Source organism: Allobosea eneae (assembly GCF_042657265.1).
Lineage (GTDB): Bacteria > Pseudomonadota > Alphaproteobacteria > Rhizobiales > Beijerinckiaceae > Allobosea > Allobosea eneae.
In genome coordinates, this window is record NZ_JBHSLW010000020.1 from 1 (window position 1) to 17076 (window position 17076).

Below are 17076 nucleotides of genomic sequence, written 5' to 3' on the forward strand. Positions count from 1 at the left end.
GATTCCCAGAACCCTGATCTCATTCATCGGCTCACCTCCGTGCCATTTGCGGCCGACGCAATCTTGCGCCGAGGGTAAGGGGCGAGCCATTCCATAAAGACCGCGCACGCGGCCGAGCAGGACCGCTCAGGCGTCGCGGAGCGGCGCGAAGCCTGGTTCGAGAGCCAGCCCGAGCTCGACCCGGAGCGCCTGATCTTCATCGACGAGACCGGCCTCTCGACCAAGATGGCCCGCCTGCGCGGCGTACGCATCCGGCGTGAACGCTGCCGGGCCGGCGTGCCGCACGGCCATGTGTGGACGCCACCTCGGGCGCAAGCAAAATCTTGGGATAGTCGCTTCGCGGTATGCGCTGTTCTCAGGCCACGGCCTTGAGCGGTGCCGGCGCATAGGACCAAGGCAGGAGCTCGTCGAGTTGGCTCTGCGGATGTCCGGCGACAATGCGGGCGATGATGTCGACGAGATAGGCTTGCGGGTCGACACCGTTGAGCTTGGCGGTTTCGACGAGCGAGGCGATGACGGCCCAGTGCTCGGCGCCGCCGTCGCTACCCGCGAACAGTGCATTCTTGCGATTCAAAGCGATCGGCCTGATGGCGCGCTCGACGATGTTGGAGTCGATCTCGACGCGGCCGTCGTCGAGGAAGCGGCTGAGCCCCGCCCACCGCGGAAGGGCATAGCGGATGGCCTCGGCGAGCTTGCTCTTCTGGCTGACGAGGGCGAGCTTCGCCTTCAACCATGGCTCGAGCGCATCGACAATCGTGCGGCTTCTCGCTTGGCGGATGTCACGGCGCTCCTCGGCGGATCGGCCACAGATCTCGCCCTCGATGCGATAGAGTTCGGCGATCCGCGCGAGCACTTCCGTCGCGATCGGCGCGGGACCGGCCTGCGCGAGATCGTAGAACCTGCGTCGGACATGGCTCCAGCAGAACGCCAGGCTGACGGCATTGCGGTCGGCCAAGACCTTGTAGCCCGCGAAGCCATCGACCTGCAGCGTGCCGACGAAGCCTTGAAGGTGCCGGACCGCCTGCTCGGCCTTGCGATCGGGCGCGTAGAGGTAGGCCACCCCCGGCGGATCGTGCGTACGCATCCGGCGTAGGCCGCCTTGCGCGGTCTGATGCAAATCGTTGAGTACTGTGAGTATGAACAGCCATACTGACAGTGTCTTGAATCGCCTCGACGTGGTCGATACGGGGCGTCGTCGCCGCTGGAGCGACGGCGAGAAGGAGCGGATCGTGCTGGAGAGCATGGTCGGTCCGCGCCAGATCTCCGCGACGGCGCGGCGGCACGGGATCGCGCGCTCGCAATTGCTGGCTTGGCGGCGTGCGATGCTTGTCGAGCCGAGAGCTGCGCCTTCAGGCTTCATTCCGATGCTGGTGACGCCCGAGACTGACCAGCGCGAAGACGCGCGGATGATGGGCGCTGGTGCGCCGCCGGCCTTGTCGGTCGCCGCGCCGACGCCGGGGCGGATCGAGATCGTCCTGCGGTCGGGTCGGAAGATGATCGTCGAGGGCGCCGCCGATATGGACGCCGTCTTGAAGCTTGCGCGGGGCCTTGAGGCTTTTCGATGATCCCGGTTCCTGTCAGCGTGAAGGTCTGGCTGGCGACCGGCCAAACCGACATGAGGAAGGGGTTCGCCTCGCTGGCGCTGGTGGCGCAGGAGGTCTTGAAGCGCGATCCGCTCGGTGGCCACATCTTCTGCTTCCGCGGGCGTCGCGGTGATCTTTTGAAGGTGATCTGGCACGACGGGCAGGCGGCGAGCCTCTATGTGCGCCGACTGGAGAAGGGCCGCTTTCTGTGGCCGTCGCCGGCCGATGGCGTCGTCGCGATCACGCCGGCGCAGATGGGCTATCTCCTGTCCGGGACCTACCGTCATCCTCCGCGGATCGGGAAAATGAAGCTCTACAAGATGGAGCAGACCTCGCCCGAGGTGCGCGAGATTGCTTGGAAGGCGCAGACCAGGCTCACCGCGCGTTACCGAGCCCTTAGCGCAAGGGGCAAGAAGACGACCGTCGTCTGCACGGCCATTGCCCGCGAACTGGTCGGCTTCATGTGGTCCGTCGGACGGGAGGCCCGATCGACCTAAACTCCTCGTCGCCAGCAATGACGACGAGTCCATAGCTCGCGCGCAGGCGGGGGCGGGGCCACGGCAGGGGAACTCCCGTCACACGCTTTGTGGCCGGCTCCGGCCGACGCCCGCAGTAAGACAGGGAACGCCCCGGACGCACACTCGGAACTGCGGTAGCCAACCCGCGCATCAGAGCTTGATCACCGACGTCCTTCAGGCCCCGCCTCCACCTGCGCGCGAGGACTATGAGCCGCTCAGCCGAGCGGGCGGCAACGTGCATCCAAATTGTTGACAGCGGACATCAGAGCGGTGTTCTCAGGCCACGGCCTTGAGCGGCTGAGGCGCTTAACAGTGTCGCCTGTGGAGCGTTCGCTCGGCACCAGACCGAGATAGCCCATGAGCTGGCGGGGACTTTCAAAACGGCTCAGGTCGCTGATCTCGGTGACGAAGGTCACGGCCACGATCAGATCGACGCCGCGCAGCGCCTGAAGCGCCCGCACGACGGGTGCCAGTGACCAGGTCGGCACGAACTCCTCGATCGCCGCCTCGAGCCTCTGCACGCGTTCTTTTGAGATACGGACCGCCTCGACCATCTCCTGCAGTGCGATCTGATGAGCGGGGTGATCGAACTTCTGCTCCTGCAACCACCTCAGATAGCGCATGGTCCAGGCCTTCGTCCGCGAGAAGATCCGGCCGTGCTTGAGCATGAACCCACTCACCTGCTGGCGATGGACTCGTTGGGTCTCGACCGCGGCGGCCCGGGCACGAACAAGATCACGCATCGCCTCGTGGCCTGCGTCGGGCACCCACACCGCCGTGAGTTCGCCGGCCCGTAGCAGTCTCGCAAGGGCGATGGCGTCGCGCCGGTTGGTCTTGACCCGGTCGCCCGGCTTCCTCGGGATCAGCGACGGCGCCACCACCGTGCACGGATGGCCGAGTGAGGTGATAAGGCGATGCAGCCCGTATCCTGTGGGCCCGGCCTCGTAGCAGAAATGCACCCGATCGCAGCTCGCGGCGATCCGGTTCACGACCCTACGCATGCTATCATCTGAGGCGTCTACCTCGCCGACGAAGCGCACCTCGCCTCCGCGCTCACCATCGGCCACGGCGATGGCGTTCCGCATCTTCGCAACATCGATCCCGACAAAAATCTCGCTACAATGTCCCACGGCTCGTCCTCCTGCGATGAGGATCGGCTCGGCCACTCCGAGCAACCCTCGAAGGCGCAGTGTAGGACGAGCCACCTCGGCTCAGCGGACATACGGTCTTACTCGCCTCCTGCAGATGTGCAACCACTACCTGATCGAGCCGACCGCGTGCACGCCAGCAGCGGGCTGGGAGAAGGGCCAGGTCGAGAACCAGGTCGGTCTCGTGCGCGAGCGCTTCTTCACGCCGCGACTGCGCTTCGCCAGTTACGAGGAGATGAACGGCTGGCTCCTCGATCGCTGTCTCGAGCACACACGCGCGAACGCTCAACTGGGAGCACACGCTCACGATCGAGGCCATCGGGGACGCCGATCCCGGTCTCGACTATCCACGCTTTGTCGATGGCGCCCGCCGCGCTCCGCCGGAAGACGTCGGCGGAATCCCCGGCTTCGACGAGTTCGTCGAGGCTATGGCCAAGCCCAGACATCCCGAACGCAAGCGCCTGGTCGAATGGTACGGGCGGGTCTACGACCCAGAGGACATCGATCTTCCCGCCGTCAAGACCAACATCGCGAAGCTGGCCCGGTGCCACGCCATCGGAAAGGCCGCCTTCGCCAACAGCCGCCAATCAGAACGCTGAAAGGGCCGACACCGGACGGTTACGCCCGGTAAGCAATTCATCGGCTGCTAGCTAGTGCTTGCCGTAGACAACCGTCTGTCCGCCAGCACTAACGAGCAAAGTCTCGAATTTGTCCGGCGTGACACCTGGAACCTCCATTCCGGGCGATCCAACAGGCATGTCGGGAACGGCAAGGCCAAGAGCCGCCGGCCTGTCTTTCAATAACTTGCGGATGTCTGAGGCCGGTACATGACCTTCGACGAAGTAGCCCTCGACAATGGCGGTGTGGCAGGACTGGACTTTATCCGGGACCCCCGTAACACGCTTGATTGCAGCCATATCGCTGCTTTCAACGACGCGCGGCGTGAAGCCGGCTTGCTCGAGATGTCGGACCCACGCCTTGCAGCAGCCGCAGGTCGGGCTGAGATGGACCTTGATCTCCTGGGCGCTCGCCGGGATAGCCGGCAGTAGGAAGGCGAGAAAAAATACCGACGTAGGCTTCATCATGATCTCCAGTTCACGCGAAATTTATGTCGAGGCAGGATGGGATGCCGTAGGCACAGTCGGCCCATGCGGCATGACTGAATCGCCTGCGATCGCCTGCGCCAGTTGCTGCTCGGGCTGGGCGAGGCTAGGCAGCGTGATCGTCACCCGAAGACCGCCTTCCGGACGGTTGCCCAGCGCGATCTCGCCGCCATGCGCGAGGACGACGGCGCGCGCGATGGTCAGGCCGAGGCCGGAGCCGCCGGTCTCGCGTCCGCGCGATTCTTCGAGGCGGATGAAGGGTTGAAAGACGCGCTCCATATCGCCTTCGGGAATACCGGGACCATCGTCTTCGACCGTGATCACGAACCCTGCTGGCGTCTCGTCAACCATAACGGTCACATGGCTGCCGTACTTTACCGCGTTTCCCACGACGTTCCAGAAGGCGCGTTTGAGCGCAAGCAGCCGGCCGAGCACGCGGCCATGACCGGCTCCGCTCAGGCTGACGGCATGCCCCTGGTCGGCATGATCGTCGACGATCGTCTCGATCACCGAGACGATGTCGATCGCCCTGATCGCCTCGCTGGAGACGCCACCGCGCAGGAACTCCAGCGTCGAATCGATCATGCCCTCCATCTCGGCGAGGTCGGCGTCGACGAGGTCGCGCGTGGCGTCGTCCTCCATCAATTCGGAGCGCAGGCGCAGCCGCGTGATCGGCGTGCGCAAATCGTGCGAGACTGCCGCCAATGCCTGCATGCGCTCGGAGACGAGGCGCTGGATGCGCTCGCGCATGGTGTTGAACGCGCGCGCCGCGCGCCGGACTTCGGCCGGGCCCGTTTCGGCTAGCGGCTTCGGAATCTGATCCAGGCTGAAACGCTCGGCTGCAACGGCGAGATCGCGAAGCGGCCGCGTCGCCCAGCGCAACAGCAAGACCGCGACGACGATGATCGCCACACCGAAGCAGATCGTGACGGCAAGCACGCTCCAGTCCGCGTGCTGGGTTGCGCCGAGAGTGGTCGAAGAGAAATTGACCCAGGAGCCGTCATCGAGTCTGACCGAGACCAGCATCATGTGCCGGTAGGCATCGGCATCGCCTGAGCCGAGCGCGCCGTCATCGGCGAAGCCGAGCCGGAACGATTCCGTGGCGAGGTCGGGAACAAGCTCCTTGAGCTTGGCCTCCATCGCCGCCGTACGCTCGGTGGTGGGCGCGGTGCCGAGCACAAGACTAACCTTGCTCCAGTGGACCTCCAAGCTCGCGCTTGATAGGTCATGCGCGGCGCGATCCCGCTCCGGCTCGTGCGGGATGCCGGCGATGGCGCGCTTGATCGAGACGATGCGCTCCGCCAGGCCCCGGTCGCGCTGCGCGCTCGCCAGGCTCTCGACGCCGACGCGATAGGCCCAGTAGCCGACGAGGTGGAAGGCGAGCAGCGCGGCGACCAGAATCAGGATAGCGCGGCTCGCCACAGTGTCGGGGAAACCCTTCTGGAACATGCGAGTCATGCCGGCTGACCCTCACGCGTCTGAACAGCGGGGGTGAACATATAACCGGCGCCGCGGATTGTCTTGATCAGCTGGCCGCCATTGGCGTCGGCCTCCAGCTTGCGGCGCAGGCGGCTGATCTGAACATCGATCGCCCGGTCGAAAGGATCGCTGTTTCTGGTCTTGGCGAACTGCATCAAGGCCTCGCGCGACAAAACCCGGTTGGCGTGTTCGATGAAGGCGACCATCAGGTCGAACTCGCCAGTCGATAGATCGACGAGCGTGCCGGAGGGCGAAACCAGCTCGCGACGCCGCAAATCCATCCTCCAGCCGTCGAAGACGACGAACTCGCTCGCGCGCCCGTCTCCTGCTCTGCGCATGGTGCGTGAACGTCTGAGCACCGCGCGAACTCGCGCCAAAAGCTCTCGCGGGTTGAATGGCTTGGTGATGTAGTCGTCGGCGCCAGCCTCCAGTCCAATGATGCGGTCGCTCTCCTCGCTGCGCGCCGTCAGCATCACGATCGGAACCTGCGAGGTGGCGCGAACATCACCACAAAGATCGAAGCCCGAACGTCCAGGCAGCATCAGGTCGAGAATAATGAGATCGATGTCTGCCTGTCTCAGGACATCAAGCATGACGCGTCCGTCGGGCGCGCCCGTCACCTTGTAGCCATGGCGCTGCAGGAAGCGGGCGACCAGCACACGGATCTGTGGGTCGTCATCGACCACGAGCACATGGCCGTGATCCTCGGTGGCTTGGATAATTGGCTGCTCGGTCAAGGTCATCCTTCGATGTGCCAGCGATTTGCGACGGGCATGCGGAATTTGCTATCCGAGCGAAGGATAGCGCGCTCGCTGCCGCGAAGCCCGTCTTTAATTGCAACAATTTGTTACAGACGCCGTTCCCCGTCGTTGCTATCAAGCTGTATCGAGGCTTTGGGGTCGAACGAATCGCGATGGCCGTAAAAATCTCTCTCACCGCTCTATTTGCGTTTGTGCTCGGCGCTTGCGCGGTGGTGCCCGTGCCGGCCCATCTGGCGCGTCCGGCAGATCCCGGCGCGCGCGTCCCGGCAGTTGGCTATCAGAGCGTCACCGCCGGCATCACCTCGATGCGCCCGACCGATCCGAAGAACTGGCGCGAGTTGAACCGTAGAGTAGGGCCTCAACAGTGAATACTATGACTCCCGCCTCTCAATCTTCTTATCGAGTTTCGACTATCGCCGTCCGCCGCTTCGTGCTCCTGGCTGGTGTTGCGGTGCTTCTTGGAGGCTGCGCGACCTTCTCGGCCGATGGCGGCGTCGGCACCGCGCAGACAATTGCCTACACCGAGCTGAACAAGGATGTCGTCAAGATCACTGACGATGCCGTCGCCGGCAGCGCCAAGGCGCGGGTCGATCAGCTTTTGAAGAAGCCATTGACCGCTGACAGCGCGGTGCAGATCGCGCTTCTCAGCAACCGCGGTCTGCAGGCGGCCTTCAATGAGCTCGGCATCGCCGAGGCTCAGATGGTCGCGGCCAGCCTGCCGCCAAATCCTCGGTTTGGTATCGCTAAATTGTCAGGACGTTTTGAAGTCGAAATCGAACGACAAATTGTAGGCAGCATTTTTGCTCTGGCGACTCTGCCGGCGCGAGCCGAAGTTGCTCGCGCCCGCTTCCAGAACGCCCAGCTTCGTGCGGCGGAGGCAGTGCTGAAGCTTGCCGCCGACACGCGCAAGCAGTACTACCGTTCCGTCGCAGCGAACGCTCAGGTCGGCTTTTACGAGCAGGCAAAGTCATCGACCGACGCGGCGACCCAGCTCTTCAAGCGCCTCGGCGAATCCGGTGGCATCAACAAGCTCGATCAGGCGCGGGAGTTCGCCTTCGACGCCGAGCTTGGCGCCCAGCTCGCTCAGGCGCGTCTCCAGCAGCGCCAGGAGCGCGAACGCCTGGTCCGGCAGCTAGGTCTCTGGGGCGGCGACCTCAAGTTCCGCATGCCGGCCTCGTTGCCCGCGCTGCCGCGCCTGCAATCGGCCAAAGCGGTCGAAGCCGAAGCGCTTCGCAAACGCGTCGACATCCAGATCGCGCGGGGCGAACTTGATCTCCTGGCCAAGTCGCTGGGCCTGACGCAGATCACTCGCTTCGTTAACGATGTCGATCTCTTAGGACGGCGGACTTACGATCGCAGCCGGACCGTTCTTGCCGATGGTGATGTTGAGCGAGCAACACGGCGTACTCGAACTGTTGACGTTGAGATCGATATTCCGATTTTTGATTTCGGCCAGAGCAAGGTAGTCTTGGCCGAGCAGACCTACATGCAGGCGGCCAACAGGCTCGCCGAAAAAGCGGTCAATGTCCGCTCCGAGGCGCGCGAGGCCTATGTCGGCTATCGCGCCAGCCACGACATCGCCCGGCAGTACATCAACAACGTCCTTCCGCTGCGCAAGATTATCCAGGACGAGGCGCAGCTCCAGTACAACGGCATGCTAATTGACGTGACGCAGCTCATCGTTGATGCGCGCGCCCGGATCCTGTCCAATGTCGCGGGCATCAACGCGCGGCGAGATTTCTGGATCGCTCATACCGACTTCAAGCACGCGCTGATCGGCGGTGGCTCCGTCGGAGGCGGTGCCGGCACCGCCGTCGCGGCGGCCGGCGGCGGCGATGCGCCGGCCCATTGAACCTATAAGGAGCGAGCGCCATGACGGACCTTTCACGCAGAGGCTTTATCGGAACATCGGGCCTCGTGATCGCGGGCGCTGCCGCCGTCTCGGGCCGCACCGCATTCGCCGCCGTACCCGAAGCGCCGACCATGACTTCGGCAGCCACTCAAGCGCCGCTGATGCCAACGTCGGGTCCCGATTATCAACCGGTGGCGACGCTGAACGGCTGGACTCTGCCCTGGCGCATGAACGGCGACTGGAAAGAGTTCCATCTCGTCGCCGAGCCGGTCGAGCGCGAGCTTGCGCCCGGCATGATCGCCTATCTCTGGGGCTATAATGGCCAGTCACCTGGCCCGACGATCGAGGCCGTCGAGGGCGACAAGGTCCGCATCTACGTCACCAACAAGCTGCCGGAGAACACAACAATCCATTGGCACGGCCAGCGCCTGCCTAACGGCATGGACGGCGTCGGCGGTTTGAACCAGCCGCACATCCCCTCCGGCAAGACCTTCGTCTACGAGTTCCAGCTCAGGCGCTCGGGCACTTATATGTACCATCCCCATTCCGACGAGATGGTGCAGATGGCGATGGGAATGATGGGCATGTTCATCGTCCATCCAAAAGACCCGGCGTTTCGCCGCGTCGACCGCGACTTCGTCTTCCTGCTCAACGCTTTCGACATTGAGGCCGGCTCGTATGTGCCCAAGGTCAACACCATGCTCGACTTCAACCTGTGGGCTTGGAACAGCCGCGTTTTTCCAGGGATCGACCCGTTTGTGGTGGGCAAGAACGACAAGGTCCGGATCCGCTTCGGCAACCTGACCATGACCAACCACCCGATCCACATGCACGGCTACGAGTTCAAGGTCTCCTGCACCGATGGCGGATGGGTCGATCCCGCCGCCGCCTGGGACGAGGTCTCGATCGACGTCGCGGTCGGTCAGATGCGCGCCTTCGATTTTGTGGCCGACGAGCCCGGCGACTGGGCGATCCATTGCCACAAATCGCACCACACGATGAACGCCATGGGCCATTCGGTGAAGACCTATATTGGCGTCACCAAGAAGGACCTCGTCAGCCGCATCCGCAAGGCCGCGCCCGGCTACATGCCGATGGGCTCGAACGGCATGGGGGACATGGGCAAGATGGAGATGGAACTGCCCAAGAACACGCTGCCGATGATGACCGGCTACGCCCAATTCGGCCCTGTCGAGATGGGCGGCATGTTCTCGGTCGTGAAGGTGCGCGAAGGCCTCGCCAAGAACGACTACAAGGATCCGGGCTGGTTCAAGCATCCGGAAGGGACGGTGGCATTCGAGTACAAGGGCCAGAAGCTGGCCGAGGCGCCGCGCGTTGAGGGGCCGAAGGTCAATCCCGATCTCGCCACCTGGCAGGTCAAGGATCCGCGCAAGCCCAGGCTTGGCGCGGACGGCAAGCCGCTGCCCGGCGCAAAGGCCGGCGGACATTCCAACCATTGACATCGACAATCGAACCTGGAGCGACCGCATGACGTCCAAATCTCAAAAGCTGAAACTGGCCGCCTTGGCCCTTCTCCTGTCGACCGGCATGGCCTCAGCCGCTCCCGGCGGCGCGGCCGGCCACGGCCACGGCGATGAAACCGCTTATGGTAAGCCCGGCGACCCGAAAAAGCCTTCACGGCTCGTCCAGGTCGTGATGAGCGAGCGTGATGGCAAGATGCTGTTCATCCCCGACCGGATCGAAGTTCGCCGCGGTGAGCAGATCAAGTTCGCACTCCGCAACAATGGCGAGTTAGATCACGAGATCGTCGTGGCGACTCTGGAGGACAACCTCAAGCACGCAATCGCGATGCAGAAGAATCCCGACATGGAACACGACGACCCGAATGCCAAGCGCCTCGCGCCCAAGAAGACCGGCGAGATCGTCTGGGCGTTCACTAAGGCGGGTGAATTCGATTTCTCCTGCCTGATCCCCGGCCATCGAGAAGCCGGAATGACCGGTAAGGTCATCGTCAAGTAGGCGCCCGCCTGCTCAACAAGGAACACACCATGCTGAAAATCATTTCCACGCTTGCCTTCATGGCGTTCGCACTGCCGGCCCTCGCGCAGCAGGTCAATGGCACCGTCAAGAAGATCGACGAGGCACAGGGCAAGCTGACCATCGATCATGGGGCGATCAAGAACCTCGAGATGGACGCCATGTCGATGGTCTTCAAAGCCGGAGACCCTTCCATGCTGAAGGGTCTGAAAGCCGGTGACAAGATCAAGTTCGACGCTGACCGCGTCAACGGCCAGCTCACGGTGACGAAGCTTCAGAAGACCAAATAAGCGCAATCTAGCGCTGGCGAAGCGCCAAGCCGCAGCAGTGATTATGCCGCGGCTTGGGTCCTCAGAACGACAGCATAGCCCATGAATAATTTCCCGCCGGGAACCATGCATGGCGTGACCTCGTTATTCGTCGATATAGCCCAAAATGTTGACCCAGCTATCTTTTGGCTCATTGGCGCAGTGGTGTTTTCAGGTTTGTTCGCTCTCGTCTTGGTGCTGTCTCGTACAAAATAGACAGTTCCTTTACATTAATAGCGGAGGGCCAACCATGCCGGTGCGGTTTCTTGCTATCTTGATCTTTCTTTTTCCGACATTATCGCGAGCTGACGATGGTGATTTGCAGCGCGCTTTGCTGGAGGCCGCCTGCGCTAACGCAAAAGTCACTCGTCTCCCGAGTGTAGGGAAAACGGAACTTTATGAGGCAAATTGCTTGGGTACTACGCATAAGCGCATCAAGATCGTCTGTATTTCTGGGCGCTGTATTGCCGACCGCCCTGGCCTGCCCCCTGAAAAGTGGCCCTCGCTGAAGTAGGCTTTTTGAGCCTTTGGAGGATGCCGCGATGCCGCAGAAGAAGCACAAGCCTGAAGAGATCGTCGCGAAGCTGCGCCAGGTCGACGTGCTGTTGTCCCAGGGGCGCCCGGTCGCGGAGGCGATCCGGGCCATCAGTGTGACGGCGTTCACATATTACCGTTGGCGCAAGGAGTTCGGCGGCCTGAAGAGCGACCAGGTGAAGCGGCTGAGGGATCTGGAGAAGGAGAACGAACGGCTACGGAAGGCTGTCTCGGATCTGACGCTTGAGAAGCTCATTCTCAAGGAGGCTGCCTCGGGAAACTTCTGAGCCCCGCCCGCCGTCGCCGCTGCATCGACCACGCCATGATGAAGTTCGGCGTGTCGGAGCGGTTGGCGTGCCGGGTTCTGGGGCAGCATCGATCTACGCAACGCAAGGTTCCGAAGGGCCGCGCTGACGATGCGGCGCTGACCGCCGACATTGTCGAACTCGCCGCCCAGTATGGCCGCTACGGCTACCGCCGGATCGCGGCCATGCTGGAGACCGCCGGTTGGGCGGTGAACGTCAAACGTGTCGAGCGGATCTGGCGGCGGGAGGGACTGAAGGTGCCGGCCAAGCAACCGAAGAAGGGCCGCTTATGGCTGAACGATGGATCCTGCGTTCGGCTGCGACCGGAGTATCCCAACCATGTCTGGTCCTACGACTTTGTTGAGGATCGCACCCATAATGGCCGGAAGTTCCGCATGTTGAACGTGATCGACGAGTTCACCCGGGAATGCATCGCGATCCGCATCGACCGCAAGCTCAAGTCCACCGATGTCATCGACGTGCTGTCCGATCTCTTCATCCTGCGCGGCGTGCCCGGGCATGTTCGTTCGGACAACGGCCCCGAGTTCGTCGCTAGGGCGGTGCGGGAGTGGATCGCGGCGGTCGGCGCGAAAACGGCGTTCATCGAGCCTGGCAGTCCTTGGGAGAACGGCTATTGCGAGAGCTTCAACTCCAAGCTTCGCGACGAGCTTCTGAACGGCGAGCTGTTCTACAGCCTCGCCGAGGCTCGGATCGTCATCGAGGGCTGGCGTCAGCACTACAATACCCAGCGCCCGCACTCCTCGCTCGGCTACAAGCCGCCAGCACCGGTCGCTGTGGTCTGGCCGGCTGCGCAAACCCAACCCGCTTCGCCGGCCATCTCAACCGTGGCCGCCAAGCCCACCATGCACTAGATTAGAACCGGGCCACCTAACGGGGGCAGGCCAGCCCCATGCCGGGCGCGATGAAACTGACGATAAATAAGTCTCTTTTGTTAATTGAAGCCATAGATCAAAGAATGTCAACTCCCCCAACTGAGCGGTAGCAGCAAAAAGGCGACGAATGGAACTTCTTGCTCAGATCGCTCGCTTTATCTTGGTCGGCGGTTCGGCCACGATCGTCAATTGGCTGTCGCGGTTTCCGCTCTCTTTAATTATGCCATTTCTTGAGGCAGTTTTTGTAGCATACGTTATCGGCATGGTGGTCGGCTTTGTCCTTTATCGTGCCTTCGTCTTTACGACATCTTCACAGCCGCTCGGCGCTCAAATTGCCCTGTTCCTCGGCGTCAACGTGGTCGGCGTGGCGACTGTGATCCTAGCCTCGCACGTCCTCCTGAACATGGTCTTTCCCGCGATCGACGTCACGTTCATGCCGGAGGCTTTCGCGCACGCGGGAGCTCTGGCCTTGGGAGCCGCCGCGAATTTCATCGGGCATAAGTTCGTGACGTTTCGAGCAGAAAGCCCGCCACCATCGCCGACGCTTGGCGCCTGACCCAACGAATTGTTCCGTCGAGCGGCGATCATCTCGCACTGCATTCCCCCATCCACCAGTTACATCGACAGGTTTGCCATTGAACAACCCGCCCAAAAAGCACGGAGGCTCTTGTGGAAATCGTCGTTAGGCCGGCGCTTCCCGAAGACAGCGTGACGCTTGTCGAGCTGATGCTTCAGGCTGCGGGCGACACCCTGCAGTTCATTCTTGATGATCTTGAGCCTCGTGTCAGCGCGGGCGAGGTCTTCAAGCATATGATTTCATCGATCGATAGCGAATGTTCTTACCGGCATTGCTGGGTCGCGGTCGTGCAGTCTGGGGCTCACGCCCCGGTTGTCGGCATGATGAACGCCTTCCCAGCCTCGCTTCTCTCCGACCAAACGACGCCATCGAATTTGTCATCGCGAGAAGTCCATCTCTGGCCCAGGACTGCGCTTCAGGACTGGGGCAGTTACTGCCTCAACAGCCTTGCAGTCTTCCCACTCTATCGGCGGTATGGGATCGCATCCCGACTGATCGAGCAAGCCATCGATAACGCCGTCTCCGAAGGATTTGGCAGCGTGAGCCTGCATGTCTGGGCGGATAATGCCTCTGCTGTCAGGCTCTATCGCGGGAAGGGCTTCCATGAAATCGATCGGGCCGCGATTCCCTGGCATCCTCGCCTCCCGCATTCCGGCGGCAGCCTGCTCATGAGGCTAAGCGGTCTCTCCGGACGCATCGGCTCATCTGCTCCAAGCCACAACGTGGTTTTGGCGGCCAGCGATGGATCTGACGATCGAGACGTATCACGACCATCCGATCGCTGAGTATGCCAGGACAGAAGACCATGATCGTTGCTGCTTGGACTGAGAGCTTTAACAGGGCGAAACAGCGAATGTTTTCGCCTTTATCAATTCTATCCATTGCCGTCTTGATTGTCGTTATTCTACTTATGCTACCGCTAAAACTCCCGGTCGGACCCATGTATTGGGATCTGATCATCTATATCGACGGAGCTCATCGTGTAGCGATCGGTCAAACTCCCTCGGTCGATTTTTTTGCGCCAGTCGGTCCTCTCGCCTATTGGCTCGTAGCGCCGCTCTTGACTACCTTTAGCAACGCCCAACCGCTGCTGCTGGTGCAGTGGTCTCTTCTACTCGTCAGCGCGCCGCCAATGTTTGTCATCCTCGCGCATGTCGGCCAGCGATCGAGAGCGACGGCCTTTGCTCTCTTGTTGCCGTTCCTGTTTTTTCAGCTTCTGCCGATGAACGTAGAACAGTATTCAAGTTATCCCAGCGTCGATGGATACGGCATTTATAATAGGCATACAAGCGTACTGCTGTATATTCTATTTTGCGGGCTTATGTTTATAAGAAGTCAATGGTCGCTTTTTATCGTTGTCACCTGGACATGCCTTGCACTATTTCTCTTGAAGATCACGGGCTTTATCGCTGCCGGCCTCCTCTGCGCCTTCGCTTTCGTCGCCGGACGCATGACCATGCGTGAAGTCCTCGGAACTGTCGCCGCCTTTCTGTTGGCACTCGTTACGCTCGACGCCACACTCGGCGTGGTTCGAGCCTACCTGGCCGATATTTCGTTGCTCGTGCGTCTCAACGAGGGCAACCTGCTATCTCGCTTTTTGCAGGCCAGTTCACTCCATTTCGGCATCCTCGCGCCGGCAGCGACGCTATCCGTAGCGCTTTATCTGCTCAAGGTCGGGGACTCGCTGCTTGGACAAGAACCCACAGGCGCGCGAGCTTTCGGCGCTCTTGCAAGGAAGCTCGACCGCAATAGCATTTGGCTCGCAGTGGCCGTCATTGCCGGCCTGTTTTTTGAGACCCAGAACACAGGTGGGCAGGCGCTCATTCTCATCTGGCCTGTCCTGCTCTCGGTCTTGCTAGGAGTGCATCGCCTCAGTGGCGCTTCGCTGATCCTCGTGTTGTTTTTGATAGGCGCAGCGGCGCTGCCACCATTCATAAACGTGGCTCACCGCGTGGCGCGCGCGCTTGTTGTGCAGGTCAAGTTCGTCGACGTTCCAAACGAGGGTCTCAAAACGCTGGGACAGGTCACTCAACGCCCCGAGATCGTCGAGCGTGCGGCGAAGATGCGGGAGGTCTACACGCGCTTTCCCGAGACGTTCCAGTTTTTGGCTGACAGCAATCTGCTTCCGGCCTTCACACTTTACTCAGAGCTGGATTTTCAGGTTGGCTGGTTGATGGCTGCCGACGAGGCGGTCAAATCAATCCGCGAGTATGAATTGGCCAATAAGATTCAGTTCAAAACAATTATGAACTTAAATTTTGTGAATCCGTTTCCCTTCCTCCTGAATCGGGACGCAACACGTCATATCGCGATTGGTGCGGACCCCTCACGAGCAGTCCCGGCGCCTGACGCGGAGACTCTTGCCGCAGTCTCCGGGACAGATCTGATTCTCTATCCTACATGCCCAATTACAGACGCTAACGATACCTTATTGGCGATGTATCGATCAGCTATGGCAACGCATATGCCTGTCGTTATCTCAAAATGCTGGAAAGGATATATTCGTCCAATGAAGTGATTACGCGCACTAGCGCTTCTCTAAAGAATGCTCGTGTAAAATCATAGTGCTTGAAAGAGTTAAAGAACGTGATGATTCAAGCTGTCCAACGGAACGCAATGAAACGATTCCTATGAATATAATTTATAGCGTAAACGAATATGTTCATCAGCTTGTTCATAATATTGCAGGCCTAGATTATCCTCACGGACACTGGATCCTGAGCGCCGCGGCGATAGCCGTTTTCGTCGTCGCTCCGACGTGGACGATCGGACATTTAGGCAGAGCGCTGTTCCGCAGGGCATCCGCAGCTCGGAAGCGTCGAGCCCGGCTCGCCGCGGTGACTGGCAGGCCCGTCGCCGCTTCGCATGACGTTCGCGATCCACCTACAGTGCGTAGCGAGGACGCGCCGGTCACACATGACCCCTGGAAGTTGGCCGTCTTTGTCGCGAAGGCCACTTCTCGTTATCAGGTCCTGCTGGTCCTGTTGTCCCTGCTGACGCTGCCCGCCGCCTGGTTCCTTCTCGACATCCCCAAGCACATCATCAATCACGCACTCGCAAGCCCCGAGGCCCACGATGGCATGACGTTTTTGGGCTTCCATCTTCCGCGCCTGGAATTGTTGATCGCGCTCTGCGGAAGTTATCTTGCAGTTTTGACTGCAAGCGGGTTCGTAAAATTTACGGCAACACGCATCAGAGGACGAGCGAGCGAGCGGCTCGTACGGCGACTGCGTCTGAAAATAGTACGCAGATCGAGGAAGAATTTGGCTCCTGAAGCAAGAGCCTCCCTGGCGGCCGTTGCCGTTCAGGAGGTTGAGCCGATCGGTTATTTCGGGGCCAGCATATTCGTGGTCCCATTAATCTATGGCGGGACACTGCTCACCAGCCTTGTCTTTTTGTTTGTACAGAACCCAGCGCTCGCGTTGTCGGCCTTGATCATGTTGCCCGTTCAATTGACTTTGCTGCCGCGACTTCAGAATGCTTTGAACGCTAAAGTTCGGGAAAGGGTTTATGCGACGCGAGAGCTGACTCAGCTTCTCACATCTGGTGGTTCAGATGGCAAATCTGTACTGAAGAAGACTACCATTTATCCATCTCTTCGACAGCAGACGCATCAGATTGCCGCGCTGGAACGCGTGCGGATAGAGATTAGTGATTTAAAAGGTCGACTACGCGGTCTCTATAACTATACGTCGAATTTAACTCCCTTTTTCTTTTTCGCAATTGGCGGATATCTCGTTGTGCAACAGCGCCTTTCGCTAGGGGCCCTGGTTGCAGCTATAGCCGCATACAGAGAAATCGCGCCGGCGATGAGAGAATTGTTCGACTTCGTGCAAAATTGGTCTGATGCGGAAGCTCGATTTGAAGAGGTCACTCGGGTTCTAGAAAATATCGAAATTAAATAGGTTTTTGATCGAGTGCGGATTCCGATTCCGACCGGCCATCATTCCGATAATTGACCGGCCGGGATTCCGATAATTCTCCGGCCACCATTCCGATTAATGACCGGCCACCAGC

15 protein-coding genes and 6 pseudogenes are annotated in these 17076 nt (G+C 60.7%); 16 read left to right on the forward strand and 5 right to left on the reverse strand.

Annotated elements, in window-relative coordinates:
* Positions 1-96: 96 nt before the first annotated feature.
* Positions 97-291 (forward strand): annotated as a pseudogene (locus ACFPOB_RS14530) (IS630 family transposase); the annotation flags it as partial.
* 64 nt (positions 292-355) lie between these two features.
* On the opposite strand, the pseudogene tnpC reads toward ACFPOB_RS14530, so the two are convergent.
* A pseudogene (gene tnpC, locus ACFPOB_RS14535) lies at positions 356-1072 on the reverse strand (IS66 family transposase); the annotation flags it as partial.
* Between the two features lie 88 nt (positions 1073-1160).
* Between tnpC and tnpA the strand changes: the two are divergent.
* From tnpA to ACFPOB_RS14550, 3 genes and pseudogenes are all read left to right on the forward strand, one after another.
* Positions 1161-1565, forward strand: coding sequence for an IS66-like element accessory protein TnpA (tnpA, locus tag ACFPOB_RS14540; RefSeq protein ID WP_067989357.1), 405 nt, complete (start codon positions 1161-1163; stop codon positions 1563-1565).
* Positions 1562-1849: pseudogene (gene tnpB / locus ACFPOB_RS14545) on the forward strand (IS66 family insertion sequence element accessory protein TnpB); the annotation flags it as partial. The gene tnpA and the pseudogene tnpB, both read left to right, overlap by 4 nt.
* 9 nt (positions 1850-1858) lie before the next feature.
* Positions 1859-2080, forward strand: a pseudogene (locus tag ACFPOB_RS14550) (IS110 family transposase); the annotation flags it as partial.
* Positions 2081-2400: 320 nt separating this feature from the next.
* Here the strand turns inward: ACFPOB_RS14550 and ACFPOB_RS14555 are convergent.
* Positions 2401-3231, reverse strand: a pseudogene (locus tag ACFPOB_RS14555) (IS110 family RNA-guided transposase); the annotation flags it as partial.
* A 103-nt stretch (positions 3232-3334) separates the two neighbouring features.
* Between ACFPOB_RS14555 and ACFPOB_RS14560 the strand changes: the two are divergent.
* Both ACFPOB_RS14560 and ACFPOB_RS14565 read left to right on the forward strand, forming a co-directional pair.
* Positions 3335-3532, forward strand: a pseudogene (locus ACFPOB_RS14560) (IS21 family transposase); the annotation flags it as partial.
* 34 nt (positions 3533-3566) lie between these two features.
* Positions 3567-3848 carry a plasmid pRiA4b ORF-3 family protein gene (locus ACFPOB_RS14565; protein ID WP_377799189.1) on the forward strand — a complete coding sequence of 94 codons (282 nt, stop codon included), beginning with the start codon at positions 3567-3569 and terminating at the stop codon, positions 3846-3848.
* A 51-nt stretch (positions 3849-3899) separates the two neighbouring features.
* On the opposite strand, the gene ACFPOB_RS14570 is transcribed toward ACFPOB_RS14565, so the two are convergent.
* From ACFPOB_RS14570 to ACFPOB_RS14580, 3 genes are read right to left on the reverse strand one after another with little or no spacing between them, the layout of a single operon-like run.
* Positions 3900-4331, reverse strand: a complete 432-nt coding sequence (locus ACFPOB_RS14570) for a DUF411 domain-containing protein (RefSeq protein ID WP_377799178.1) — start codon at positions 4329-4331, stop codon at positions 3900-3902.
* A gap of 24 nt (positions 4332-4355) precedes the next feature.
* On the reverse strand, positions 4356-5810 hold the full coding sequence (locus ACFPOB_RS14575; RefSeq protein ID WP_377799179.1) for an ATP-binding protein: 1455 nt from the start codon (positions 5808-5810) through the stop codon (positions 4356-4358).
* Positions 5807-6574 (reverse strand): response regulator, encoded by a 768-nt coding sequence (locus tag ACFPOB_RS14580; RefSeq protein ID WP_377799180.1) that lies wholly within the window; start codon positions 6572-6574, stop codon positions 5807-5809. The genes ACFPOB_RS14575 and ACFPOB_RS14580 overlap by 4 nt, the downstream gene beginning before the upstream one ends.
* 170 nt (positions 6575-6744) lie before the next feature.
* Between ACFPOB_RS14580 and ACFPOB_RS14585 the strand changes: the two genes are divergently transcribed.
* The 10 genes from ACFPOB_RS14585 to ACFPOB_RS14630 all read left to right on the forward strand — a co-directional run bounded on the left by ACFPOB_RS14585 (position 6745) and on the right by ACFPOB_RS14630 (position 16964).
* Positions 6745-6960 carry a hypothetical protein gene (locus ACFPOB_RS14585; protein WP_377799181.1) on the forward strand — a complete coding sequence of 72 codons (216 nt, stop codon included), beginning with the start codon at positions 6745-6747 and terminating at the stop codon, positions 6958-6960.
* A 5-nt stretch (positions 6961-6965) separates the two neighbouring features.
* Positions 6966-8444 carry a TolC family protein gene (locus tag ACFPOB_RS14590; protein WP_377799182.1) on the forward strand — a complete coding sequence of 493 codons (1479 nt, stop codon included), beginning with the start codon at positions 6966-6968 and terminating at the stop codon, positions 8442-8444.
* 20 nt (positions 8445-8464) lie between these two features.
* Complete coding sequence (locus ACFPOB_RS14595) at positions 8465-9904, forward strand: multicopper oxidase family protein (protein WP_377799183.1); 1440 nt, start codon at positions 8465-8467, stop codon at positions 9902-9904.
* 88 nt (positions 9905-9992) lie between these two features.
* Positions 9993-10424, forward strand: coding sequence for a cupredoxin domain-containing protein (locus tag ACFPOB_RS14600; protein ID WP_377799190.1), 432 nt, complete (start codon positions 9993-9995; stop codon positions 10422-10424).
* Between the two features lie 29 nt (positions 10425-10453).
* Positions 10454-10732 carry a copper-binding protein gene (locus ACFPOB_RS14605; RefSeq protein WP_377799184.1) on the forward strand — a complete coding sequence of 93 codons (279 nt, stop codon included), beginning with the start codon at positions 10454-10456 and terminating at the stop codon, positions 10730-10732.
* A gap of 560 nt (positions 10733-11292) precedes the next feature.
* A protein-coding gene (locus ACFPOB_RS14610; protein ID WP_152013880.1) for an IS3 family transposase occupies positions 11293-12461 on the forward strand; the annotation gives its coding sequence in 2 pieces (ribosomal slippage) (positions 11293-11557 and positions 11557-12461; 1170 coding nt in all).
* A 148-nt stretch (positions 12462-12609) separates the two neighbouring features.
* Positions 12610-13038 carry a GtrA family protein gene (locus tag ACFPOB_RS14615; RefSeq protein ID WP_377799185.1) on the forward strand — a complete coding sequence of 143 codons (429 nt, stop codon included), beginning with the start codon at positions 12610-12612 and terminating at the stop codon, positions 13036-13038.
* Positions 13039-13151: 113 nt separating this feature from the next.
* Positions 13152-13844 (forward strand): GNAT family N-acetyltransferase, encoded by a 693-nt coding sequence (locus ACFPOB_RS14620; RefSeq protein ID WP_377799186.1) that lies wholly within the window; start codon positions 13152-13154, stop codon positions 13842-13844.
* Positions 13845-13864: 20 nt separating this feature from the next.
* Complete coding sequence (locus tag ACFPOB_RS14625) at positions 13865-15577, forward strand: hypothetical protein (RefSeq protein ID WP_377799187.1); 1713 nt, start codon at positions 13865-13867, stop codon at positions 15575-15577.
* A 112-nt stretch (positions 15578-15689) separates the two neighbouring features.
* Positions 15690-16964 carry an ABC transporter ATP-binding protein gene (locus ACFPOB_RS14630; protein ID WP_377799188.1) on the forward strand — a complete coding sequence of 425 codons (1275 nt, stop codon included), beginning with the start codon at positions 15690-15692 and terminating at the stop codon, positions 16962-16964.
* Positions 16965-17076: the final 112 nt, after the last annotated feature.

Bases quoted from the DNA above. Each gene is read 5' to 3' on its own strand.
- ACFPOB_RS14570 (WP_377799178.1), bottom strand. From the start codon at position 4,331: ATGAAGCCTACGTCGGTATTTTTTCTCGCCTTCCTACTGCCGGCTATC.
- ACFPOB_RS14575 (WP_377799179.1), bottom strand. From the start codon at position 5,810: ATGACTCGCATGTTCCAGAAGGGTTTCCCCGACACTGTGGCGAGCCGC.
- ACFPOB_RS14580 (WP_377799180.1), bottom strand. From the start codon at position 6,574: ATGACCTTGACCGAGCAGCCAATTATCCAAGCCACCGAGGATCACGGC.
- ACFPOB_RS14585 (WP_377799181.1), top strand. From the start codon at position 6,745: ATGGCCGTAAAAATCTCTCTCACCGCTCTATTTGCGTTTGTGCTCGGC.
- ACFPOB_RS14590 (WP_377799182.1), top strand. From the start codon at position 6,966: ATGACTCCCGCCTCTCAATCTTCTTATCGAGTTTCGACTATCGCCGTC.
- ACFPOB_RS14595 (WP_377799183.1), top strand. From the start codon at position 8,465: ATGACGGACCTTTCACGCAGAGGCTTTATCGGAACATCGGGCCTCGTG.
- ACFPOB_RS14600 (WP_377799190.1), top strand. From the start codon at position 9,993: ATGGCCTCAGCCGCTCCCGGCGGCGCGGCCGGCCACGGCCACGGCGAT.
- ACFPOB_RS14605 (WP_377799184.1), top strand. From the start codon at position 10,454: ATGCTGAAAATCATTTCCACGCTTGCCTTCATGGCGTTCGCACTGCCG.
- ACFPOB_RS14615 (WP_377799185.1), top strand. From the start codon at position 12,610: ATGGAACTTCTTGCTCAGATCGCTCGCTTTATCTTGGTCGGCGGTTCG.
- ACFPOB_RS14625 (WP_377799187.1), top strand. From the start codon at position 13,865: ATGATCGTTGCTGCTTGGACTGAGAGCTTTAACAGGGCGAAACAGCGA.
- ACFPOB_RS14630 (WP_377799188.1), top strand. From the start codon at position 15,690: ATGAATATAATTTATAGCGTAAACGAATATGTTCATCAGCTTGTTCAT.